This window comes from Alteromonas sp. ABH4_456, from assembly GCF_056160645.1.
Genome location: NZ_JBSWXO010000001.1, coordinates 639,761 through 657,759, shown reverse-complemented (window position 1 = coordinate 657,759; position 17,999 = coordinate 639,761). Strand labels below are relative to the sequence as shown.

Below are 17,999 nucleotides of genomic sequence, written 5' to 3'. Positions count from 1 at the left end.
CTCGGTAATTTCTTTTTGGCGATTGATCTGATCGCAGAAATCACACTGAGTTCCCCTATGGGGTGCTCTACACTTAAGAACAGTTATTTAGAGTCTCAGGGATGCGAATCGTAGACTCAAGTCAGCATGAAAAGGACAAGACACCATTTTATAAGCTTACAGCTTTAAAGCGACAATCGAGTCCTTTAGACAAATATGTCAATTAGTTTGTTTACGCTATTTGCTGTTCATCAGCATCGGTGAGCTCTTTCTCCAGCCGCTGGGTTTCATCTGCCCGTGGCTTAGTGAAACGGGCGAGGGCGAGATACAGCACCGGTGTCAGGTAAAGAGTAAACACTACTGCGATGCCAAGGCCTCCGAACACCACCCAACCGATGGCGTTACGGGATTCCGCGCCGGCACCGGAGGACAGGATAAGCGGCAGACCACCAAGGATGGTGGATACCAGTGTCATCATGATGGGACGCAGACGTACCTTACCGGCTTCTACTATGGCGTCGTAGACTGAATAGCCGTGGTCGCGGAGCTGGTCAGCGAATTCGATGAGCAGGATGGCGTTTTTCGCCAGCAGGCCTATCAGCATCACCAGACCAATCTGCGAATACACATTAATTGTGGTATTGGTCAGGTACAGCGCATAAATCGCTGCGGCGATACCGAAAGGTACAGTGAGCATAACCACAATGGCACTGTTAACACTCTCAAACTGCGCTGCCAGAACCAGCAGCACGATGATGAAAGCCAGAACATAAGTCAGTGCAACTTGCTGAGAGGTTTCTTCAAATGTTTGTGCTTCACCCAGGAACACAGTGCCAATGCCATCAGGAAGTGTGTCGTTGCCGAGGGCGCGGATTTTCTCCACCGCTTCATTGATGGGGAAGCCGTCAGGTAATTCCATTTCCAGTTTAATGGCTCTGCGCTGGGACTGACGCTCCAGCTCCGCGGCAACACCTTCTTCCGTGATGTACGCTACGCTGCTCAGCGGGATGAGTGAGCCATTATCAGACTTCACATAGAGATTAGTTAAATCCGACGGGTTGCTGGTATTTCGTCTGCTGGATTCCAGCATGATTGGAATCGCCTGGTCACCTACATTCAAATCAGCAATATCGTCGCCATTCACGGCAGCCCTGAGTGTCGCAGCAATGTCACTAAGCGGTACGCCCAGCTCTTCTGCCCGGCGACGGTCGATATTCACACGCATTTGAGGCTGGGTGGGTTCATAACTCACACGGGGTGAACCCAATTCCGGAATGTTGGTTTCAATAGCAGCTGCAAAGTCCATCGCGGCTTCATAAATACGTTCGTAGCTGCTGCCGGTTAAGGCGAGTTCAAGTCCGCCACCCTGACCACGTAAATTCAGGCTGTTGCCCCCGAATGCATTTCCCGGCGCTCCCGGAATTGCCTGCAACTGAGGACGGATTTCCGACACGATATCCTGTAATGATTTATCGCGGTCATCCCAGTGTTTAAGAGGTACTGTGATAAATACAATGTTTGGATCCCAGGAGCCGACGACCGTATAGATAGAATCCACAGTACCGTTTTCGACGTAAGGCAGCAGCACCTCTTCCATCTTATGAGCCTGACGATCCATAAAATTCATGCCTGCGCCGTCAGGGCCACGGGCGAAAATACGGATTGTGCCACGGTCTTCGCTGGGGAGCAGCTCATTGTTTATATTCTGAGCTGTAAACCAGGCGCCAACAGCAGCCAGAATACTTAACAGGACAATAAGCCAGGCGTATTTAAGCGACCATAAAAGTGAGCGCTGATAACCACGCAGGCATGCATTTCCGAAACGTCCCAGCGTGGCTGAAAATATGCCTTTCTCTTTGGCTTTCTTCACCGGCAAACGTGCGGTCAGAGCAGGTACCAGAGAAAGTGCGACGAAGGATGAAATGATTACCGCACCGGCCAGTACACCGCCGAATTCTCTGAACAGACGTCCCGCCGTAGACGGTAAAAATGCGATGGGGATGAACACCGAAGCGAGTACCGCCGTGGTTGCTACAACCGCAAAAAACACTTCACGGGTACCGATAACTGCCGCGGCTCTGGCTCCGAGGCCCATGCCCCGGCGACGCTGAATATTTTCTGACACCACAATAGCATCATCAACAATCATCCCGGTTGCCAGCACCAGTGCGAGCAGGGTAAGAATATTGATTGAGAAGCCAAGCATCCAGATAACGCCAAGCGCCCCGGCCAGGGATACCGGAATGGACAGGGCGGGGACGATGGTTGCACGCCATGAACCAATGAAGACTAATAATGTAAACACAACCAGAATAATGGTGATGCTTAAAGAGCCAATCACTTCGCCCACAGAATCACGGATGAATTCAGCGTCATCACTGGTAACGACAATGTCCATATCAACAAAACGTTTGTTCAGATCTTCCACCATGGCCATAACTTCATCTGAAATTTCGATGGTATTAGAGCTGGCTTGTCTGATCACGCCTAAACCAATCACCGGACGACCGTCAAGGCGCACCATACTGCTGCTGTCTGCGGGGCCAAAAAATACGCTGGCGACATCGCCAACCCGGATATCTCCGCTGATCACGATATCTGAAACATCCTGTGCTGAAACAGACGTCGCATCTGCGCGGACGATGAGAGACTGGTCCTGAGACTGGATGCTCCCTGCAGGAACATCAAAGGGCGCTAATTCGAGTGCATTTGCCACATCTGTCATCGACAGGTTGAAACTGGTCAGCCGCAGAGGATCGACAGACACGCGAAGTACGCGCTCGCGGTCGCCACTTAACTGTACGTCAGCAACTCCGGGAATACTCAAAAATAGCGGCGCCAGATCGGTATCAACACGCTCGGTCAGCGTTTCCATATCCAGAGTGTCACTGGATACTGCCAGACTGACTACCGCCTGAGCGTCACTGTCTGCACGGATAATGGATACCTGTTCCACATCCTCGGGTAACTGGCGCTGTACACGACTTACTGATTCGCGGGTTTCATTGGCAGCATCTTCCAAATCAATGCCGGGTCTGAACTCAACCCGCACGCGGGCGGAGCCTTCTTCGCTCTGAGCGTAGATATTTTTCACACCGCTGACCCGGGCCACTGCGCCTTCCAGCCGGCTGGTCACTTCAGCGTCCACGGTTTCCGGAGAACCGCCGGGGTACTCCGCCGTTACAGTGATTTGTGGTGTATCAACGTCAGGCAGTTCCCGTACTTCCAGACCGTTAACGGCAGCAAAGCCGGCAATGACAATAAGCAGATTAAGAACAACAATTAATACGGGGCGGCGAATAGAAACCGACGGCAAATCGCCGGTCTGTTGAGAGTGCTTAGTCATTGTTGTCGCTCCGGCGTGCCAGTTCGGTTGTGATTTGCTGCCCTTCACGAAGACGCTGAACACCTTCAGAAATCAGCATATCACCCGGAGACAGGTTACCGGATACGAGAATTGTGCCTCGCAGACGCTGATGCACAATCACATCAACGCGGCGGGCTTTACCATTTTCAGCAATCCACACGTAGGCACCGGTTGCACCCCATAACAAAGAAGCTTCAGGTACAGCCGCATATTCATTGCCATTAATCTCAAGGTTTACACGGAAGCTCATTCCCGGGCGGTAGTTGTCGAGATTGTTGTCCAGGATAGCCCGTGCACGTAAGGTACGGTCAGTTTCGCTGATACGCGAGTCAACTTCAGCAATTTCTGCCGGCAGTGTTTTATCGCGGTTTGTCCAGGGTTGTAACGTGACTTCCGGCTGGTTGAGCAATACAGTAAGCGCTGCTTCAGGGGCGCGGAAATCAACAAAGAGTTTGCTTCTGTCATCCAGAGTCGTGATGGCGGTGGTGGCTGTAATACGATCGCCCACTTCAACATCTGACAGGCCGACAATCCCGCTGAACGGTGCTTCAACGGTGCGGTCTTCTAAATCAGCTTTGGCTTCATCAAGGGTAACTTTGGCAAGGTCTCGGGTGGTTTGCGCCAGATCGAGTTCACTCTGGGGAATGGCGCCCTTTGCCCGGCTTTCCTGTAAACGTTTATAGGAACGTTCTGCGTCAAGTAACTGGAGCTCAGCGCGGCGAACGGCAACCTGCTGACGGCGGTCGTCCAGTTTTACCAGTACCCGGCCCTGTTCTACATACTGGCCCGGTACAAAATTCACTTCAGTCACTTCGTCTGCAACAGCGGGATACAATACAACCGAGCGGACGGCTTCTGCAGTTCCCACAGCTTCCACATCCCGTTTGGCATATTGAAATTTAATTTCTTCAAGGACAACGAGTTTGGCCTGATTATCGCCAAAAAACTGGGCATTGGCACTGCTGCTCACTATGGAAAATAAAACAGTGAGACTAAAAAAAACAGAGGTTCGTAGTTGGGTTTTCATTGTATTTCCGTGTTTCATCAACGCTTGTCACTCTCCTGCACGCTGAACGGAGACGCGCCGGAGTCAGTAAAGTGATTGTTGTTAAATTTTTGTTTTTATAAGCTGCGTATAGCACCACAGCCTTGTCAGCTAAGCAATTGCAGTTCAGCGTACTCCCTGTACAGCGTATCGTTTTCTATCAGTTCATCGTGTTTTCCGGTACTTACAACGTGTCCCTTATCCATTACGATGATCCGGTCAACATGTTTCACGGTGGCCAGCCTGTGAGCAATAATGATGGTAGTACGACCCTGCATCAGCTTATTCAGCGCCTCCTGCACCATTTTTTCACTGCGGGCATCCAGTGCGCTGGTTGCTTCATCAAGTAACAGTACTGGCCTGTTGGCCAGCAGGGCACGGGCAATGGCAATGCGCTGCTTCTGACCGCCGGACAACCTTACTCCCCGTTCTCCCAACTGGGTGTGATAGCCTTTCTCCAGCTCTTCAATGAATTCGTGGGCAAATGCGGATTTAGCTGCTTTCCTGACCTGCTCATCGCTGGCTGACGGGCAACCGTAGCGGATATTTTCAAGTACGCTGGTGGCAAAAACCACGGGCTCCTGAGTAACAATCGCGATCTGACTTCTTAATGATTCCAGCGATAATGACGTTATAGGGGCTTCGTCCAGCAGAATGGTGCCTTTGCGCACATCATAAAAGCGAAGCAACAATTGAAACAGCGTCGTTTTTCCTGCTCCGCTGGCCCCTACCAGGGCAACCTTCTCGCCGGGATTGACAGTTAAAGACAGTTGATTAAACAGGACGCCGCTGCCGGGGTAACAAAAAGTAATATTGTCAAAAATGATGGCTGGTGGTCTGGCCGTGTCATTGCTGAACTGTATTATGCCCGGGGAGATGTCCGGCACCGTATGTAAAAGTTCCAGTAACCGTTCGCTAGCGCCGGCTCCACGCTGAACTTCGCCGATAACCTCGCTGATGGTTGCCACGCTGCCGCCGGCCATCACCGCATAGAATAAAAAGGCTGACAGTTCACCTGCCGTCATATCACCGGCAAACACTTGTCTGGCACCGAACCAGGCAATCAGGACGATCGCGCTGAGACTCATCAGCATAATTAATCCAATCAGCATAGAACGGTAATGGATACGGCGTCCGGCGGTTTCCATAATGGCATCCACGCCGGCCTTGAACTGGGATCGTTCCAAATCTGCTGCGTTGAACGCCTGTACAGTCATTATTTCATGTAAACTTTGATCAATATGCGCCCCCAAATCTGCCACCCTGTCCTGACTCAGACGGGCGTAATGACGTACCTGAGGGGCAAGCAAACGGATGGGGACTAACACCGCCGGCACCGCCAGTAATACGCACAAGGTCAGCACCGGGCTGGTAATGGTCATCAGCACCAGCGCGCCGGTGAAAGTGATAAAGGAGCGGATCGCCATCGACAGACTCATACCCACCACTGTTTGAATAATGGTGGTGTCGCTGGTGAAGCGGGAAATGACTTCTCCGGTGCGTAATTTGGCAAAGAAAGACGGTGGCAGGGTGAGCAAATGAGAAAATACGCTGATGCGTATATCGGCACTGATGCGTTCACCCAGCCAGGTCATCAGGTAAAAACGCACATAGGTTGCCAGGCTTGCCACCGCAGTAATCACAAGAACACCAATAATTGCCCGGTTCAGCATGTCTGCGTTGTCGTTCATAAAACCCTGATCGACGGCCAGCTTAATTCCCTGACCCAGAAGCAGCCACGCGCCGGAGGCCACCAGCAAGGCGATGATTGCGCCTGTCACCTGTATCCGGTAGCCCGTGAGCAGGGTCCGGATCCATTTAACAACCTGCCAGGTTGTTGCCTTATTCTTTCCTTGATCTGAAGTCATGCCGGTATCTCAAAAAACTCTGAACTTTGTATTTTACGCCACAGTTAACTATCAGGATTGCCGGATAAGACCACTTCGTCATTCAGCAAGACCAAAAACACAATAAATTTCTGACCCATAATTTGAATTTCACCGGAGATTGACCATAGTTAAACAACAGCAAAAGGTATTTTTAGTAGTCAGTCAGGTTCTGTGTTTGTTAAACAAGTGAACCGTCTCCGGGAGCCTCCATGCAAAACCTTTTACATTTATCTGTGATACGAGGAATATAGCAGTATGACTTTCTGGAGGTTTATTACGCCGGAACCGGCGTTATATACGGAAGTAAACGGTCATTATAATCACTTTATTCTTTTCCTTTCTCTGCTCGTTTCTACGCTGGCGGCCTACTCGTTAATTGTTGTGTTAAAACGGATGTGGCAAACCGAATTGTTGTCGACAAGACGGCAATGGAAGCGGTTTGGCAGTGTGACATTTGGGTTAGGGGTTTGGGCGATGCACTTCACCGGCATGCTCGCCTTTATGTTGCCTATCGGCATGTCATTTGATGTGGCATTGACTATGGTGTCTATATTGCCGCCCATTGTTGGCGCTTATATCGCTGCGAAACTCATAGCGACACAAGTATTCACCTTTGCCAATATTCAACTGAGTTCATTGAGTCTGGCGATCGGGATTGGGGCAATGCATTACACAGGCATGGAAGCTATGGAGACTGAAGCTGCCATGACCTACGATTTTGGCTTCTTCTTACTCTCCATCGTTTGCGCCTGGCTGTTTGCGATGGTTGCCATTTATATGGTGATTTACATACAGCGTAAAAACATTCGCGGGCAATTAGGATTGGTGGGGTGTGCCATGGTGATGGGCATGGCCATCGCGGGCATGCACTATGTGGCAATGTATGCGGTGCATTATTATTTGCCAGTAACATTTATTCCCTCAGAGACCGGGGGCCACGCTGAACCAGCCATTCTCGCACTGGCTATTACAACACTGGTATTCGTCATTTTTGCAACAACGCTGCTGGGGTCAATTTTCGACAAGCGTTTACAGGCTGCTGAGCTTACAGCCAAAGTCAGCGCTGCCAGAGAGAAAGACATCGTGGAAAACCTGGCTGACGGCTTGCTGGTGGTCAATGAAAATGGCCGGATTACCGGCGTGAATACTGTCGGACTCAGTTTGTTCGGATATAAAGATGCAGACCAGTTGCGCAACGAGGATATTACAAAGATCCTGCCCGGATTCGACATCCGGCTGCTCACAGGAGACGGTGAAGAAGGGAAGCAACAACACGTCATGCAACTGGACGGTAAACGGTCGGACGGCACTACCTTCCATTGCGAAATGAATTTTTCTCCTATGACCGTGGTTATACAGAACATGCATCTGTTCAACGTGGTTATCCGTGATATCACCCAACGACTTATGCTGGAAGACCAGTTGCGGCAGGCACAGAAAATGGAATCCATCGGCCAGCTTGCTGCCGGTATTGCTCATGAAATAAATACTCCGACGCAGTATGTGTCAGACAATATCTTCTTCTTAAAGGGCGCATCTGAAACCGGCATTTCTGTGATGAAAACCGTTCATGCGCTTCTCAACAGTAAGGATGAAGGCGAACAGGCTGAAATAAGAGCAGAACTTGAAGCTCTGATGAAGGGTGAAGATATTGAGTTCCTTATTGACGAGATGCCAGTGGCATTCGACCAGTCGGTTGAAGGTTTGCAGCGTATTGCAAAAATCGTCGGGGCGATGAAGTCTTTTTCCCATTCGGGTGACGAAAAAATGCATAAGGTCGACCTGAAAGAAGCAATCTCCTCAACCATTACGGTGGCCCGGGGAGAATGGCGTTATGTGGCCGACCTTGAAGCGGAGTTTTCTGAAGATGTACCGCTGGTGACCTGCAGCAGAGACGAAGTGAATCAGGTGGTACTAAACTTTATTGTTAATGCCGCCCATGCCGTAGAAGAAAAGTTTGGCCGCGAACGGATGGAAAAAGGTTTGATTCAGGTGCGTGTGTATCCTGCGGGTGACACGGTGATCATTGAGATTACCGACAATGGAACAGGCATGAGTAAAAAGGTATGCAAACGCATTTTTGAACCGTTTTTTACGACCAAACCGCCCGGTAAAGGAACAGGGCAGGGGCTTTCACTGGCCTATGCAGTGATTATAGAAAAGCACAAAGGCCAAATATTAGTTAACAGTGAAGTTGGACTGGGAACTACCTTTAAAATTGTTTTACCGGTGGAACACCCGCAGACCGTTGAAAGTGAGCTCAGTGATGAAAATACTCTTTGTTGATGATGAAAAAATGGTGCTCAACGGCCTTAAACGGGCGTTGTATCAGACCGGCTGGAAAATCAGTATTGCTGACTCGCCGCAAAAAGGGCTGGAGGCTATCGCCTCCGGTACGCCTGATGTGGTCATTACCGACATTATGATGCCGGTGATGAACGGTGTTGAATTTCTTGAGAAAGTGAGCGAAGGCAACCCGGTGATCAGTCGTTTCGTGTTATCAGGCCAGGCGAATGAGAGTTTAATACTGCAGGGAAGTCAGGTGTCTCACTGCTGGTTTACGAAACCCTGCTCACATGGTTTGCTGACCCAGCATTTACGTGCTGTTGAGGAAGTGAATCAGACATTTCCGGATAGTGCTGCTTGTCAGTCGATGGCAGCCAGTTCGCCTTTGTTTAATTCTTTTACCTTGCTGAAACAGTTCATGCAATGCGTCAATTCCAATTTGTGCGAGCTCACTGCATCTGTACGGCCTGACATCAATGATAATATGAAAAAGGCCGTGTCCCTTTGTGGAGAACGTTTTTTCGGGCAGGGAGATTACAGTGATTTCAAGGATGCATCATTGAAACTGACACTGGGGGAGAGTCAGTTTTATGCGTTGTTGTTCACCGCTGAGTTAATGATGCGGCTGCCGGGTTTATTAAACGACCCTGCAGTTGGCGCCAGGCTGGAACAGGCACTTTCCCGGTGCAAAGACCATGCTACCCCCCTTAATGCACTGGTTCTGATGATCATGGCGTTGAAACAGGATTTGCTGGCCGGTGTAACCATCCCGGCAAAAGTTTCACCCCGACAGGCATTGTTATTTATGCTGCATATGTGGAACTTACCTTACCCCATCATCCACACCGTATCGGAAAAGGTGTCCTGAGGCGCTTTTTTCATCACTAAACTTGCAATTAAAGCGTAGATCCGTATAATGCCGCGGCCTTCTTGTTGGCGCTGACTTTTCAGTGCTTTCAACGAGGTAAGTTAACGGTAACGCTACAACGAGTTTGAGGCAACTATGGTTACTATTCGTTTACAGCGTGGTGGCGCGAAAAAGCGTCCATTTTATCAAGTAGTTGTGGCTGACAGCAGCCGCGCAAGAAACGGTCGTTTCATCGAAAACGTCGGTTTCTTCAACCCAACTGCACAAGGTCAGGCAGAACGTCTGCGTTTAGATCTTGAGCGTGTTGAATACTGGGTTGGTGTTGGCGCGAGCTTATCTGAGCGCGTTAACAGCTTGGTAAAAGAAGCTAAAAAAGCGGCAGCGTAAGCTGTCCTTAATCTGGTAGGTAAAGATGAGTCAAGCGTCTGACAAAGTGATTATTGGCAAGATCGGGGCATCGTATGGTGTGAAAGGTTGGGTCAAGATCAACAGCTTTACTGATGTACCAGAAGGTATTTTTGACTATTCACCGTGGCAACTCAGTGATGGTAAAGAATACCGGATTGATCAGTGGCGACCCCACGGTAAAAGTCTGGTGGCGAAAGTTGTCGGTGTAGAGAGTCGTGATGACGCAGAGCGCATCAAGAATCTGGACATCGCAATTAACGAAAACCAGTTACCTGAACTTGGTGAAGGTGAATTTTACTGGCGGGAGCTCACCGGCATGCAGGTCGTAACTACGCAAGGTTACGATTTGGGTGTGGTGAAAGATGTGTTTAACACTGGCGCAAATGACGTTTTGCAGGTCCGCGCCAAAGTGAATGACGCATTTGGTCAAAAAGAAAGATTATTGCCGTATGTGATGGACTCCGTCATTAAATCGGTAGATAAGGCTGCAAGTGTAATTACGGTAGACTGGGACCCGGGGTTCTAGTGACTGCGGAGAAATGGTTCGGCGTTATCAGTTTGTTTCCTGATATGTTCGCACCCTTCATGCAACAAGGCGTTGTGGGACGGGCTGTGAAATCAGGCATTCTGGATGTCGACATGTTTAACCCACGTGATTACACACACGATCGTCATCGTACCGTCGATGATCGCCCTTATGGCGGTGGTCCGGGTATGTTGATGATGGTGAAGCCTTTAACTGACGCCATCGCCGCGGCAAAACAAGCCGGCGGTGAACATGCAAAGGTGATTTACTTATCACCACAGGGTAAAAAGCTGGATCAGGCAGGGGTTAAACGCCTTGCTACTAACGATCGCATGATATTTATCTGCGGACGTTACGAAGGAATCGATGAGCGCGTCATTGAGGCCCATGTTGACGAAGAATGGTCAGTAGGGGATTACGTGCTAAGTGGCGGCGAACTGCCAGCGCTTGTGCTCATGGATGCGGTAGCCAGAATGGTGCCGGGTGTACTCGGTCATCAGGCTTCTGCCATTGAAGATTCTTTCACCGACGGGTTACTGGATTGTCCGCATTATACGCGGCCTGAAGTACTCGACGGTAAAGCGGTTCCTCCTGTGTTGTTGAGCGGTGATCACGAAAAAATCAGACAGTGGCGACAGATGCAATCGCTGGGCAGAACCTGGCAGCGTCGCCCCGAGTTATTAAACCACCTAGCTCTGACTGAGGAGCAGCAGCGTCTTCTTGAAGTATTCAAGTCGCAGTTGCAGCAAGATGACAGTTAACTAGGACGAGAGGATATGATGAGCAAAGTCAGTCAAGATATCATCAAGAAAATTGAGCAAGCACAGCTCAAAGCTGATGTTCCTGCATTTGGTCCAGGTGACACAGTAGTAGTAAAAGTTCGCGTTACTGAAGGTGACAAAGAGCGTCTTCAGGCGTACGAAGGTGTTGTTATCGCTAAGCGTAACCGTGGTCTTCACTCGTCTTTTACCGTACGTAAAATTTCAAGCGGCGAAGGCGTAGAGCGTGTGTTCCAAACACACAGCCCGGCGGTTTCTTCTATTGAAGTTAAACGTCGTGGTGCAGTTCGTCGTGCTAAGCTTTACTATCTGCGTGAGCGTTCAGGTAAATCTGCACGTATCAAAGAGAAGCTTAACTAAGATTACTAATCCTTGCGTTACTGTTAACTATGAAAAAGCCCGCTTTAAGCGGGCTTTTTTGTGTCTTCTGAAAAAACCTTTACAGCCAGCCTTTCTGTTCTGCGATTCTGGCTGCATCAACACGGTTTGTTGCCCCGAGTTTGGCAATGGACTCTGAGAGATAATTTCGAATCGTGCCTTCTGACAGAAATAACTGAGATGCAATTTCTTTGGTTTTTAATCCGTCGCTGGCGAGTTTCAGCGCCTTACGCTCCTTTTCAGACAGGGGGTTATTGTCATCTAATGCCAGTAAAGCCAGCTCAGGATCAATGACACGTTCTCCACGATTGATTTTCCTTAACGCTGAGATAAGATAATCACTGTCAGATTCTTTTAAAATAAAGCCTTTTGCACCAAGCTGCATAGCCCGTTTAATATAACCGGGTTTAGAAAATGTCGTCATAAATACCACAGTGCCGGCAAAACCTGAGTCCTGTAACTTACGGGCCATGTCCAGGCCACTCAGATTTGGCATTTCGATGTCAGACAAAATCATATCGGGATGAGGATTGTTACTAAGCCATGAGATGGCAGCTTCCCCGTCCACACACTTTCCGGTGACAGTGATGTCATCTTCCAGATCCAGTAAACTGGCGATAGCATCCCGCACCAGTGACTGGTCTTCGACAATGAGTAACGAAATAGCCTGCATAGTTATTCTCCGGTGTGTAAGGTCAGTCTGACCCTTGTAGCGTCGCCACTCGTTATCGACATCTCTGCACCTATTAAGCCTGCGCGTTCTCTGATGCCAGTCAGTCCATTTCCCGCATCAATAACCGCATGCTTACCATTATCTTCAATCGTTATCGCTAACATTCCGTCTTCCCGCAGGGCTGAAAGACTCACAAGATTCCCCTTGCTGTGCCGCAAAATATTGGTAAATACTTCTTTTACGACCAGCGCGAGATGAGATTCTTGCAAGGCGCTGAGACCGCTAAATGCATCGTCGTGAACAGAGGCGTTGACTGCAAAGCCCAGTTCAGAGAGTGCGCGGGTGTTTTTGGTAATTTCTTCCGAAACGCTGAGTTTTTTCAGGTCGCTGACTGCATGACGGATCTCGCTTAAAAGAGACTGAGAAAGATGTGCAAGCGCTTTTACTTCCCGGTGTGCTTCCTGCGTGCGGCCTTTTTCGATGAGTTTCCCCGCTAACTGTGCTTTCAGTGACATGCTGCTTAGTGCGTGGCCGGCAATGTCATGGAGGTCACGGCCAATGCGTTCCCTTTCTGCAATAGCACTGAGCGCACTCAATGACTCTGCGTGTCTGGCATCTTTGAGCTGGCTCCAGGTTTCCTTACGTTCCATTACGCCAAAGCAAAAAAGTACAAGCAGGTTAATTAATGAAGCGAGAAAAAATAGCAGGTGATCATCAAACCAGAATAATTGTAAGCCTGTTAAGGACAAACCGGTAAACAGTACAAATGCGATACCGGCGGAAACCGGGTAGTAGTAGCCGGCAATATATGCAATAAAGCCAAATAGTACAGACGCTCCCGGATTGTAAAAGCTGATGGTAAATGACAGGGCCGTCAAAGCCGACAAAGGCAGGGGCAGGGTAGATAGCTTGCAGTGAATGGCAAGCAGATACAGAGCCACAAACAGGATGTATCCGCAGCCAAAGATCACTAACTCCCGGGGAGCAACTGATTCAGCATAAAAAAGAGGGACAAAATAAGATAACGAGAAAATTAATGAACTGTAAGACCATTTTTTCTTGGATCCTTCCGACAGTAACGGTAGCTGAGCAGCATGCATAACTGATGAATTCCTTCCTTATTGGAATACGACGGCAGATTTGCTGGTAATTAATAGTGTACCCGAAAGTATGAGCACTATTCCCGCAACAGCGTAAGTGTCGAATTTTTGGTTCCAAAATACAACTGACGCAGTGACAATAAGCGCAATGCCCATCCCCGACCATATTGCATAAGCGACACCAATACCCATATTTTTTAATACGGCCGCAAATATCATTCCTGAGATTGCATAAAGAGCAATTGACGCAGAGCCATAATGCCATTTTTCCCAGCCGTCCGACATTTTTAAACAAAGTGTGGCAGCAACTTCTGTGAAAATGGCGCAAGCAAGTAATACATAAATCATGGTGTTCTCCTTATTGTGCAAGCCGGGCTTGCAGCGGGTTCAGTTCCGGTTAAATGTACTCAATGTTGAAGCATGTTCAGTATGGCTTGAGCGGTTGCCTGTTGTAAGTCACAAACATCATCAGTGTCAGATGACAAATGTCATGATAAATAATAATTATCTAATGTTAATGATAATAATTATTATTTGAAATTCGCTATGTCCTCTTTATAATGTCGTCCGAATTTTCACTTTGGTTAAGAGCAGGTTTCACAATGACTAAAAAGCACATTTTTGCGCTTTCACCTATCATGCTGGCAATGGCTGTACAGGCGCAGAATGCTGATGCAGACAACAACGGTGCGCAAGCGGATGAAGACAATATCGAAGTAATCCGAATTGTTGAAAGTCGCGTTCAGCGTATCAGTTCAGGCGCGACAGGCCTGGGGCTGGACAGCTTTGATACGCCACAGTCGCTGTCGATTCTGGAATCTGATCTGATTGAAGACTACCGCTTAAGTGATATCAACAGCCTGTTTAAACAGGTGACAGGTATTAACGTCGATCAGTCTGAAACCGACCGGACATACTTCAACGCCCGTGGTTTTGACATCACCAGTATGCACATTGACGGCTCGGGCATTCCTTTCGGCGATATTTTTGTCGGCGACCTGGATACGGCAATTTATGAAAAGGTTGAGTTTATCCGTGGTTCAAACGGTCTGATCACCGGTCTGGGTAATCCGTCCGGGACGGTAAATTACGTGCGCAAACGCCCCGGTAACGAAACCGAAGCCAGTGTTGACTTTACACTGGGACGCTGGGCATCCATGCGAACTGTGGCTGACGTATCCACACCACTGACTGATTCCGGCAGCTGGGCAGCCCGTGTGGTGGTGGCCCATCAAAATAAAGAAAGCTGGCTGAACCTGTACGAAAATGAACGTAATGTGTTCTACGGTATCGTTGACGGACAGCTGAGTGACAGCGTGACTGTGATGTTCGGCTATTCGCATCAGGACAACAACAGTGACGGTGTAACCTGGGGCGCAGTGCCTTTAATTTATTCAGATGGCACCCAGGTTGATTTCGACCGTTCTACCACGACAGCGATGGACTGGACATACTGGGATACCCTGAATAAAACCGCCTTTGCCGAACTGAACTGGTTTATTAACGATAACCTGCAATATACGTCGAAGCTGAACCACATCCGTTATGAAGATCATTCAGCATTATTCTATACCTACTCCAACACGGGTTTAGAGGCCGACACAGGTCTGGGAATGCTGGGTTATCCCGGCAGATTTGATGCCGAAGATAAAACCCTAATCTGGGATAACAACCTGCAGGGCGTGTTTCAGGCCTGGGGCAGGGAGCAAACATTTAATGTCGGTATCAGCCTGGCTGATGCAGAAACCAGCGATCTGGATGCCGGCGCACTGAGTGGCTTTGATGACATGCCTGCTCTGCCTGGCTGGACGGGAACTGAAGTGGCACTCCCTGAGTGGGCGGCGCCTTATCAAGCGGGTTATACCGACATTTCATTAAACCGTTTTTACGGCTCAGTACAGCTTGCGGTTACCGATGCGCTTGATTTGGTGCTTGGTGTCAGCTTTGTTGACTATGAAAACGAGGGTGAGTCCTGGGGCGCGTCAACCTCTACGACTGAAGATGGCAGCAGCCCGTATATCGGCTTTACCTGGGAAGTACTGGAAGGCCTGAATGTATACGGCAGCTACAGCGATATTTATCAGCCACAGTATTACCTGAATGAAGATCTTCAGCCTCTGGGTTCAGCAGAAGGCCGCAGCTATGAAATGGGCGTTAAGAAAGAGTTCGCAAACAACTTCCTGCTGACTGTTGCACTGTTCAGAACGGAACAGGAAAACCTGTATGAATTCATCGAATACGGCGATGGTGACGGTGTTGATGACGACGATTACTCAGATGACTTTAATTATGCGCTGTACCGTGGTGTAACCGTAGACTCAAACGGTTTTGAAGTTGAACTGTCCGGTGCAATCACTGATGAGTTATCTGTTCAGGGTGGTTTAACGGTGCTGAGCATGGATGACGAGAACGGCGATGAAGCCCGTAACTTTATTCCCCGTCGAACTTTTAAGATGCTGGCGGACTATGCTCCTGTGTGGAATGAAAAGCTTAATATGGGTCTGTCTGCCCGGTATCAGAGTGAAACTTATTTCACATCAGGTTATGGCCGTATTACTCAGGATGCATACGCTGTGCTGGGCGGTTATGTGACCTACAGCTTCAGTGATAATCTGTCTTTCAGCCTGAATTTGGATAACATTACTGACGAGAAATACCTCAGCTCAGTAAGAACCGAGCAGGCATTCTACGGATCACCGACAAACTACAGTCTGACGGTTAGCTGGGATTATTAATTCCTGCTGACAATGTAACAAAATGCCCGCCTGAGTAGCGGGCATTTTTGTGTCTGTGATAGGCTTTCTCTTCCCCATCTTTACAGGCATTTCTGAATGGAAAACGGCACTTCACTTTTACAGCACAATCCTGAATTTCTGAACATGCTGGCAGGGGAATGGTATCTCACTAATGATGCCGGCCTCAGGCAGGCAAGAGCGCAGGCAAAACAGTTGTGTCATCAGGCTGACGTTCTCTCAGGAACGGAAAAGTCACAGTTACTCAGTCAACTTATTCCCGGTGCCACGGGCTTACAGACAGGTCGTCACTTTAATTGTGATTACGGATTTCAAATTGTTTGCAGGGGTGTGTTTACCGCTGGTTGTTATTTGACCATTCTTGATGGCGCTTCTGTGGAAACCGGCGATAATGTAAGGGCCGGAGATAATGTGGTTATTGCCACCGTTGAGCATCATAAAGATCCGCAAAAGCGACTTGCCGGATGGCAACGGGCACGTCCTGTGGTGATAGGGAGCAATGTAACTATCGGAAATGGCGTAACAATTCTGCCGGGCACCGTAATAAAAGACAATACAGTCATCCCCGACGGCGCAGTCGCAGGCCGGCGATAACCTGGTCTTTAGAACGATTTTGCCGGCGTAGTGTCAAAAAAGTCTCCGGTGGTGGTTGCGGCCTTTATCAAAAATTGATAAAAAGTCAACGAGCTACGCCAATAAAGATTTTTGTATTCTGTAAACTTAGATTTACATCGTGAGCGGGCAGTTAAAATACCGTGTAGCGCCGGCGGCAATTTTGCAAAAGGTCACTGCAGGCAGGCCAACCAATTTTATTTTATGAAGAGAGTCTCATGATTAAGGACACCGTTAACAACGTACACGTCAGTGCTGAACAGGTACTGATCACTCCGGATGATTTAGCTAAAGAATTGCCGGTTTCTGATGAAGCCCTTTCGGCTATCTCTGAATCCAGAAAAATTATTTCCGATATTATTCATGGCCGTGACCACCGTTTACTGGTGATCTGTGGTCCCTGTTCCATTCACGACATCGACGCTGCGAAAGATTATGCGCTGCGCCTGAAAGAACTTCATGAGTCGTGCAAAGATACCCTTTTCATTGTTATGCGTGTGTATTTTGAAAAACCACGTACAACCACAGGCTGGAAAGGGCTGATAAATGACCCGCACCTGGACGGTACGTTTGATATTGAAACCGGCCTGCGTAAAGCCCGTGAGTTACTGATCTGGTTAGCAGAGCTGGAAATCCCTGTTGCGACAGAAGCGCTGGATCCAATCAGCCCGCAATATCTGGCAGAGCTGTTCAGCTGGAGTGCTATCGGTGCCCGTACTTCTGAGTCTCAGACCCACCGTGAAATGGCATCAGGTCTGTCTATGCCTGTCGGATTCAAAAACGGCACAGACGGCAGTCTGGATATTGCAGTGAATGCGCTGAAATCAGCTGCTTCCGGTCACAGCTTTATGGGTATTAACAAACAGGGGCAGGTAGCGGTGATTTCTACCAGTGGTAACCCTGACGGCCATATCATTCTGCGTGGCGGTAAACAACCAAACTACGACTCCGTTTGTGTGTCTGATTGCGAAGTTGATTTGGAAAAAGCCGGTCTGACTGCCGGACTGATGGTGGACTGCAGTCACGCTAACTCCTCCAAAGATTACCGTCGTCAGCCGCTGGTTGCACAGAACGTGGTTAACCAGATCCTGGAAGGTAACCAGTCGATTATCGGTATAATGCTCGAAAGTCATATTAATGCCGGTAACCAGAAAGGGGATGGTGTGCCTGTTGACGAGCTGGAGTACGGTGTGTCAATCACTGACGGATGTATTGACTGGGAAACCACAGATACGCTTATTACCCAAACCAGAGATAAGCTGATAACTGTGTTACCATTGCGCCAAAATAAACGGTCTGCTGTAGCCTGAAGCTGCAGCGCCTCTCTTCAGAGTCG

15 protein-coding genes are annotated in these 17,999 nt (G+C 48.9%); 9 read left to right on the top strand and 6 right to left on the bottom strand.

The window, feature by feature from the left end; all coding sequences use genetic code 11:
* Positions 1–211: 211 nt before the first annotated feature.
* The 3 genes from ACXAG2_RS03065 to ACXAG2_RS03055 form a co-directional block, all read right to left on the bottom strand.
* On the bottom strand, positions 212–3,325 hold the full coding sequence (locus ACXAG2_RS03065; protein WP_474864421.1) for an efflux RND transporter permease subunit: 3,114 nt from the start codon (positions 3,323–3,325) through the stop codon (positions 212–214).
* A complete protein-coding gene (locus ACXAG2_RS03060) occupies positions 3,318–4,373 on the bottom strand; it encodes an efflux RND transporter periplasmic adaptor subunit (protein ID WP_474864419.1) in 1,056 nt (351 codons plus the stop codon). The genes ACXAG2_RS03065 and ACXAG2_RS03060 overlap by 8 nt, the downstream gene beginning before the upstream one ends.
* A 125-nt stretch (positions 4,374–4,498) precedes the next feature.
* Positions 4,499–6,259: an ABC transporter transmembrane domain-containing protein gene (locus ACXAG2_RS03055; RefSeq protein WP_474864418.1), complete on the bottom strand. Its 1,761-nt coding sequence runs from the start codon at positions 6,257–6,259 to the stop codon at positions 4,499–4,501.
* Positions 6,260–6,535: 276 nt separating this feature from the next.
* On the opposite strand from ACXAG2_RS03055, the gene ACXAG2_RS03050 reads away from it, so the two are divergent.
* From ACXAG2_RS03050 to rplS, 6 genes are all read left to right on the top strand, one after another.
* Positions 6,536–8,566 carry an MHYT domain-containing protein gene (locus ACXAG2_RS03050; RefSeq protein ID WP_474864416.1) on the top strand — a complete coding sequence of 677 codons (2,031 nt, stop codon included), beginning with the start codon at positions 6,536–6,538 and terminating at the stop codon, positions 8,564–8,566.
* Positions 8,547–9,434 (top strand): response regulator, encoded by an 888-nt coding sequence (locus ACXAG2_RS03045; RefSeq protein WP_474864414.1) that lies wholly within the window; start codon positions 8,547–8,549, stop codon positions 9,432–9,434. Before ACXAG2_RS03050 ends, ACXAG2_RS03045 begins: the two co-directional genes overlap by 20 nt.
* Before the next feature lie 135 nt (positions 9,435–9,569).
* Positions 9,570–9,821: a 30S ribosomal protein S16 gene (rpsP, locus tag ACXAG2_RS03040; RefSeq protein WP_070174859.1), complete on the top strand. Its 252-nt coding sequence runs from the start codon at positions 9,570–9,572 to the stop codon at positions 9,819–9,821.
* Positions 9,822–9,846: 25 nt separating this feature from the next.
* On the top strand, positions 9,847–10,368 hold the full coding sequence (gene rimM / locus ACXAG2_RS03035) for a ribosome maturation factor RimM (RefSeq protein ID WP_119500786.1): 522 nt from the start codon (positions 9,847–9,849) through the stop codon (positions 10,366–10,368).
* The gene (gene trmD, locus ACXAG2_RS03030) at positions 10,368–11,129 is read left to right on the top strand and encodes a tRNA (guanosine(37)-N1)-methyltransferase TrmD (protein WP_474864411.1); all 762 of its coding nucleotides are present in this window, start codon (positions 10,368–10,370) and stop codon (positions 11,127–11,129) included. The genes rimM and trmD overlap by 1 nt, the downstream gene beginning before the upstream one ends.
* An 18-nt stretch (positions 11,130–11,147) precedes the next feature.
* Positions 11,148–11,507 carry a 50S ribosomal protein L19 gene (rplS, locus tag ACXAG2_RS03025; protein ID WP_119500788.1) on the top strand — a complete coding sequence of 120 codons (360 nt, stop codon included), beginning with the start codon at positions 11,148–11,150 and terminating at the stop codon, positions 11,505–11,507.
* A 79-nt stretch (positions 11,508–11,586) separates the two neighbouring features.
* Here rplS and ACXAG2_RS03020 read toward each other — a convergent pair whose 3' ends face one another.
* From ACXAG2_RS03020 to ACXAG2_RS03010, 3 genes are all read right to left on the bottom strand, one after another.
* Positions 11,587–12,198 carry a response regulator transcription factor gene (locus ACXAG2_RS03020; protein WP_119500789.1) on the bottom strand — a complete coding sequence of 204 codons (612 nt, stop codon included), beginning with the start codon at positions 12,196–12,198 and terminating at the stop codon, positions 11,587–11,589.
* Between the two features lie 2 nt (positions 12,199–12,200).
* Complete coding sequence (locus ACXAG2_RS03015; RefSeq protein WP_474864410.1) at positions 12,201–13,139, bottom strand: sensor histidine kinase; 939 nt, start codon at positions 13,137–13,139, stop codon at positions 12,201–12,203.
* A gap of 177 nt (positions 13,140–13,316) precedes the next feature.
* Entirely contained in the window at positions 13,317–13,646 is a 330-nt protein-coding gene (locus tag ACXAG2_RS03010; protein WP_119500791.1) for a DMT family transporter, read from the bottom strand.
* A 254-nt stretch (positions 13,647–13,900) separates the two neighbouring features.
* Between ACXAG2_RS03010 and ACXAG2_RS03005 the strand changes: the two genes are divergently transcribed.
* The 3 genes from ACXAG2_RS03005 (at position 13,901) to ACXAG2_RS02995 (ending at position 17,973) form a co-directional block, all read left to right on the top strand.
* Positions 13,901–16,033: a TonB-dependent siderophore receptor gene (locus tag ACXAG2_RS03005; RefSeq protein WP_474864409.1), complete on the top strand. Its 2,133-nt coding sequence runs from the start codon at positions 13,901–13,903 to the stop codon at positions 16,031–16,033.
* Between the two features lie 96 nt (positions 16,034–16,129).
* Complete coding sequence (locus ACXAG2_RS03000; protein ID WP_474864407.1) at positions 16,130–16,645, top strand: maltose acetyltransferase domain-containing protein; 516 nt, start codon at positions 16,130–16,132, stop codon at positions 16,643–16,645.
* A gap of 236 nt (positions 16,646–16,881) precedes the next feature.
* The gene (locus tag ACXAG2_RS02995) at positions 16,882–17,973 is read left to right on the top strand and encodes a 3-deoxy-7-phosphoheptulonate synthase (RefSeq protein ID WP_474844790.1); all 1,092 of its coding nucleotides are present in this window, start codon (positions 16,882–16,884) and stop codon (positions 17,971–17,973) included.
* Positions 17,974–17,999 lie beyond the last annotated feature (26 nt).

Coding starts and splice junctions, on each gene's coding strand:
- ACXAG2_RS03065 (WP_474864421.1), bottom strand. CDS start 3,325: ATGACTAAGCACTCTCAACAGACCGGCGATTTGCCGTCGGTTTCTATT.
- ACXAG2_RS03060 (WP_474864419.1), bottom strand. CDS start 4,373: ATGAAAACCCAACTACGAACCTCTGTTTTTTTTAGTCTCACTGTTTTA.
- ACXAG2_RS03055 (WP_474864418.1), bottom strand. CDS start 6,259: ATGACTTCAGATCAAGGAAAGAATAAGGCAACAACCTGGCAGGTTGTT.
- ACXAG2_RS03050 (WP_474864416.1), top strand. CDS start 6,536: ATGACTTTCTGGAGGTTTATTACGCCGGAACCGGCGTTATATACGGAA.
- ACXAG2_RS03045 (WP_474864414.1), top strand. CDS start 8,547: ATGAAAATACTCTTTGTTGATGATGAAAAAATGGTGCTCAACGGCCTT.
- rpsP (WP_070174859.1), top strand. CDS start 9,570: ATGGTTACTATTCGTTTACAGCGTGGTGGCGCGAAAAAGCGTCCATTT.
- rimM (WP_119500786.1), top strand. CDS start 9,847: ATGAGTCAAGCGTCTGACAAAGTGATTATTGGCAAGATCGGGGCATCG.
- rplS (WP_119500788.1), top strand. CDS start 11,148: ATGAGCAAAGTCAGTCAAGATATCATCAAGAAAATTGAGCAAGCACAG.
- ACXAG2_RS03020 (WP_119500789.1), bottom strand. CDS start 12,198: ATGCAGGCTATTTCGTTACTCATTGTCGAAGACCAGTCACTGGTGCGG.
- ACXAG2_RS03010 (WP_119500791.1), bottom strand. CDS start 13,646: ATGATTTATGTATTACTTGCTTGCGCCATTTTCACAGAAGTTGCTGCC.
- ACXAG2_RS03005 (WP_474864409.1), top strand. CDS start 13,901: ATGACTAAAAAGCACATTTTTGCGCTTTCACCTATCATGCTGGCAATG.
- ACXAG2_RS03000 (WP_474864407.1), top strand. CDS start 16,130: ATGGAAAACGGCACTTCACTTTTACAGCACAATCCTGAATTTCTGAAC.
- ACXAG2_RS02995 (WP_474844790.1), top strand. CDS start 16,882: ATGATTAAGGACACCGTTAACAACGTACACGTCAGTGCTGAACAGGTA.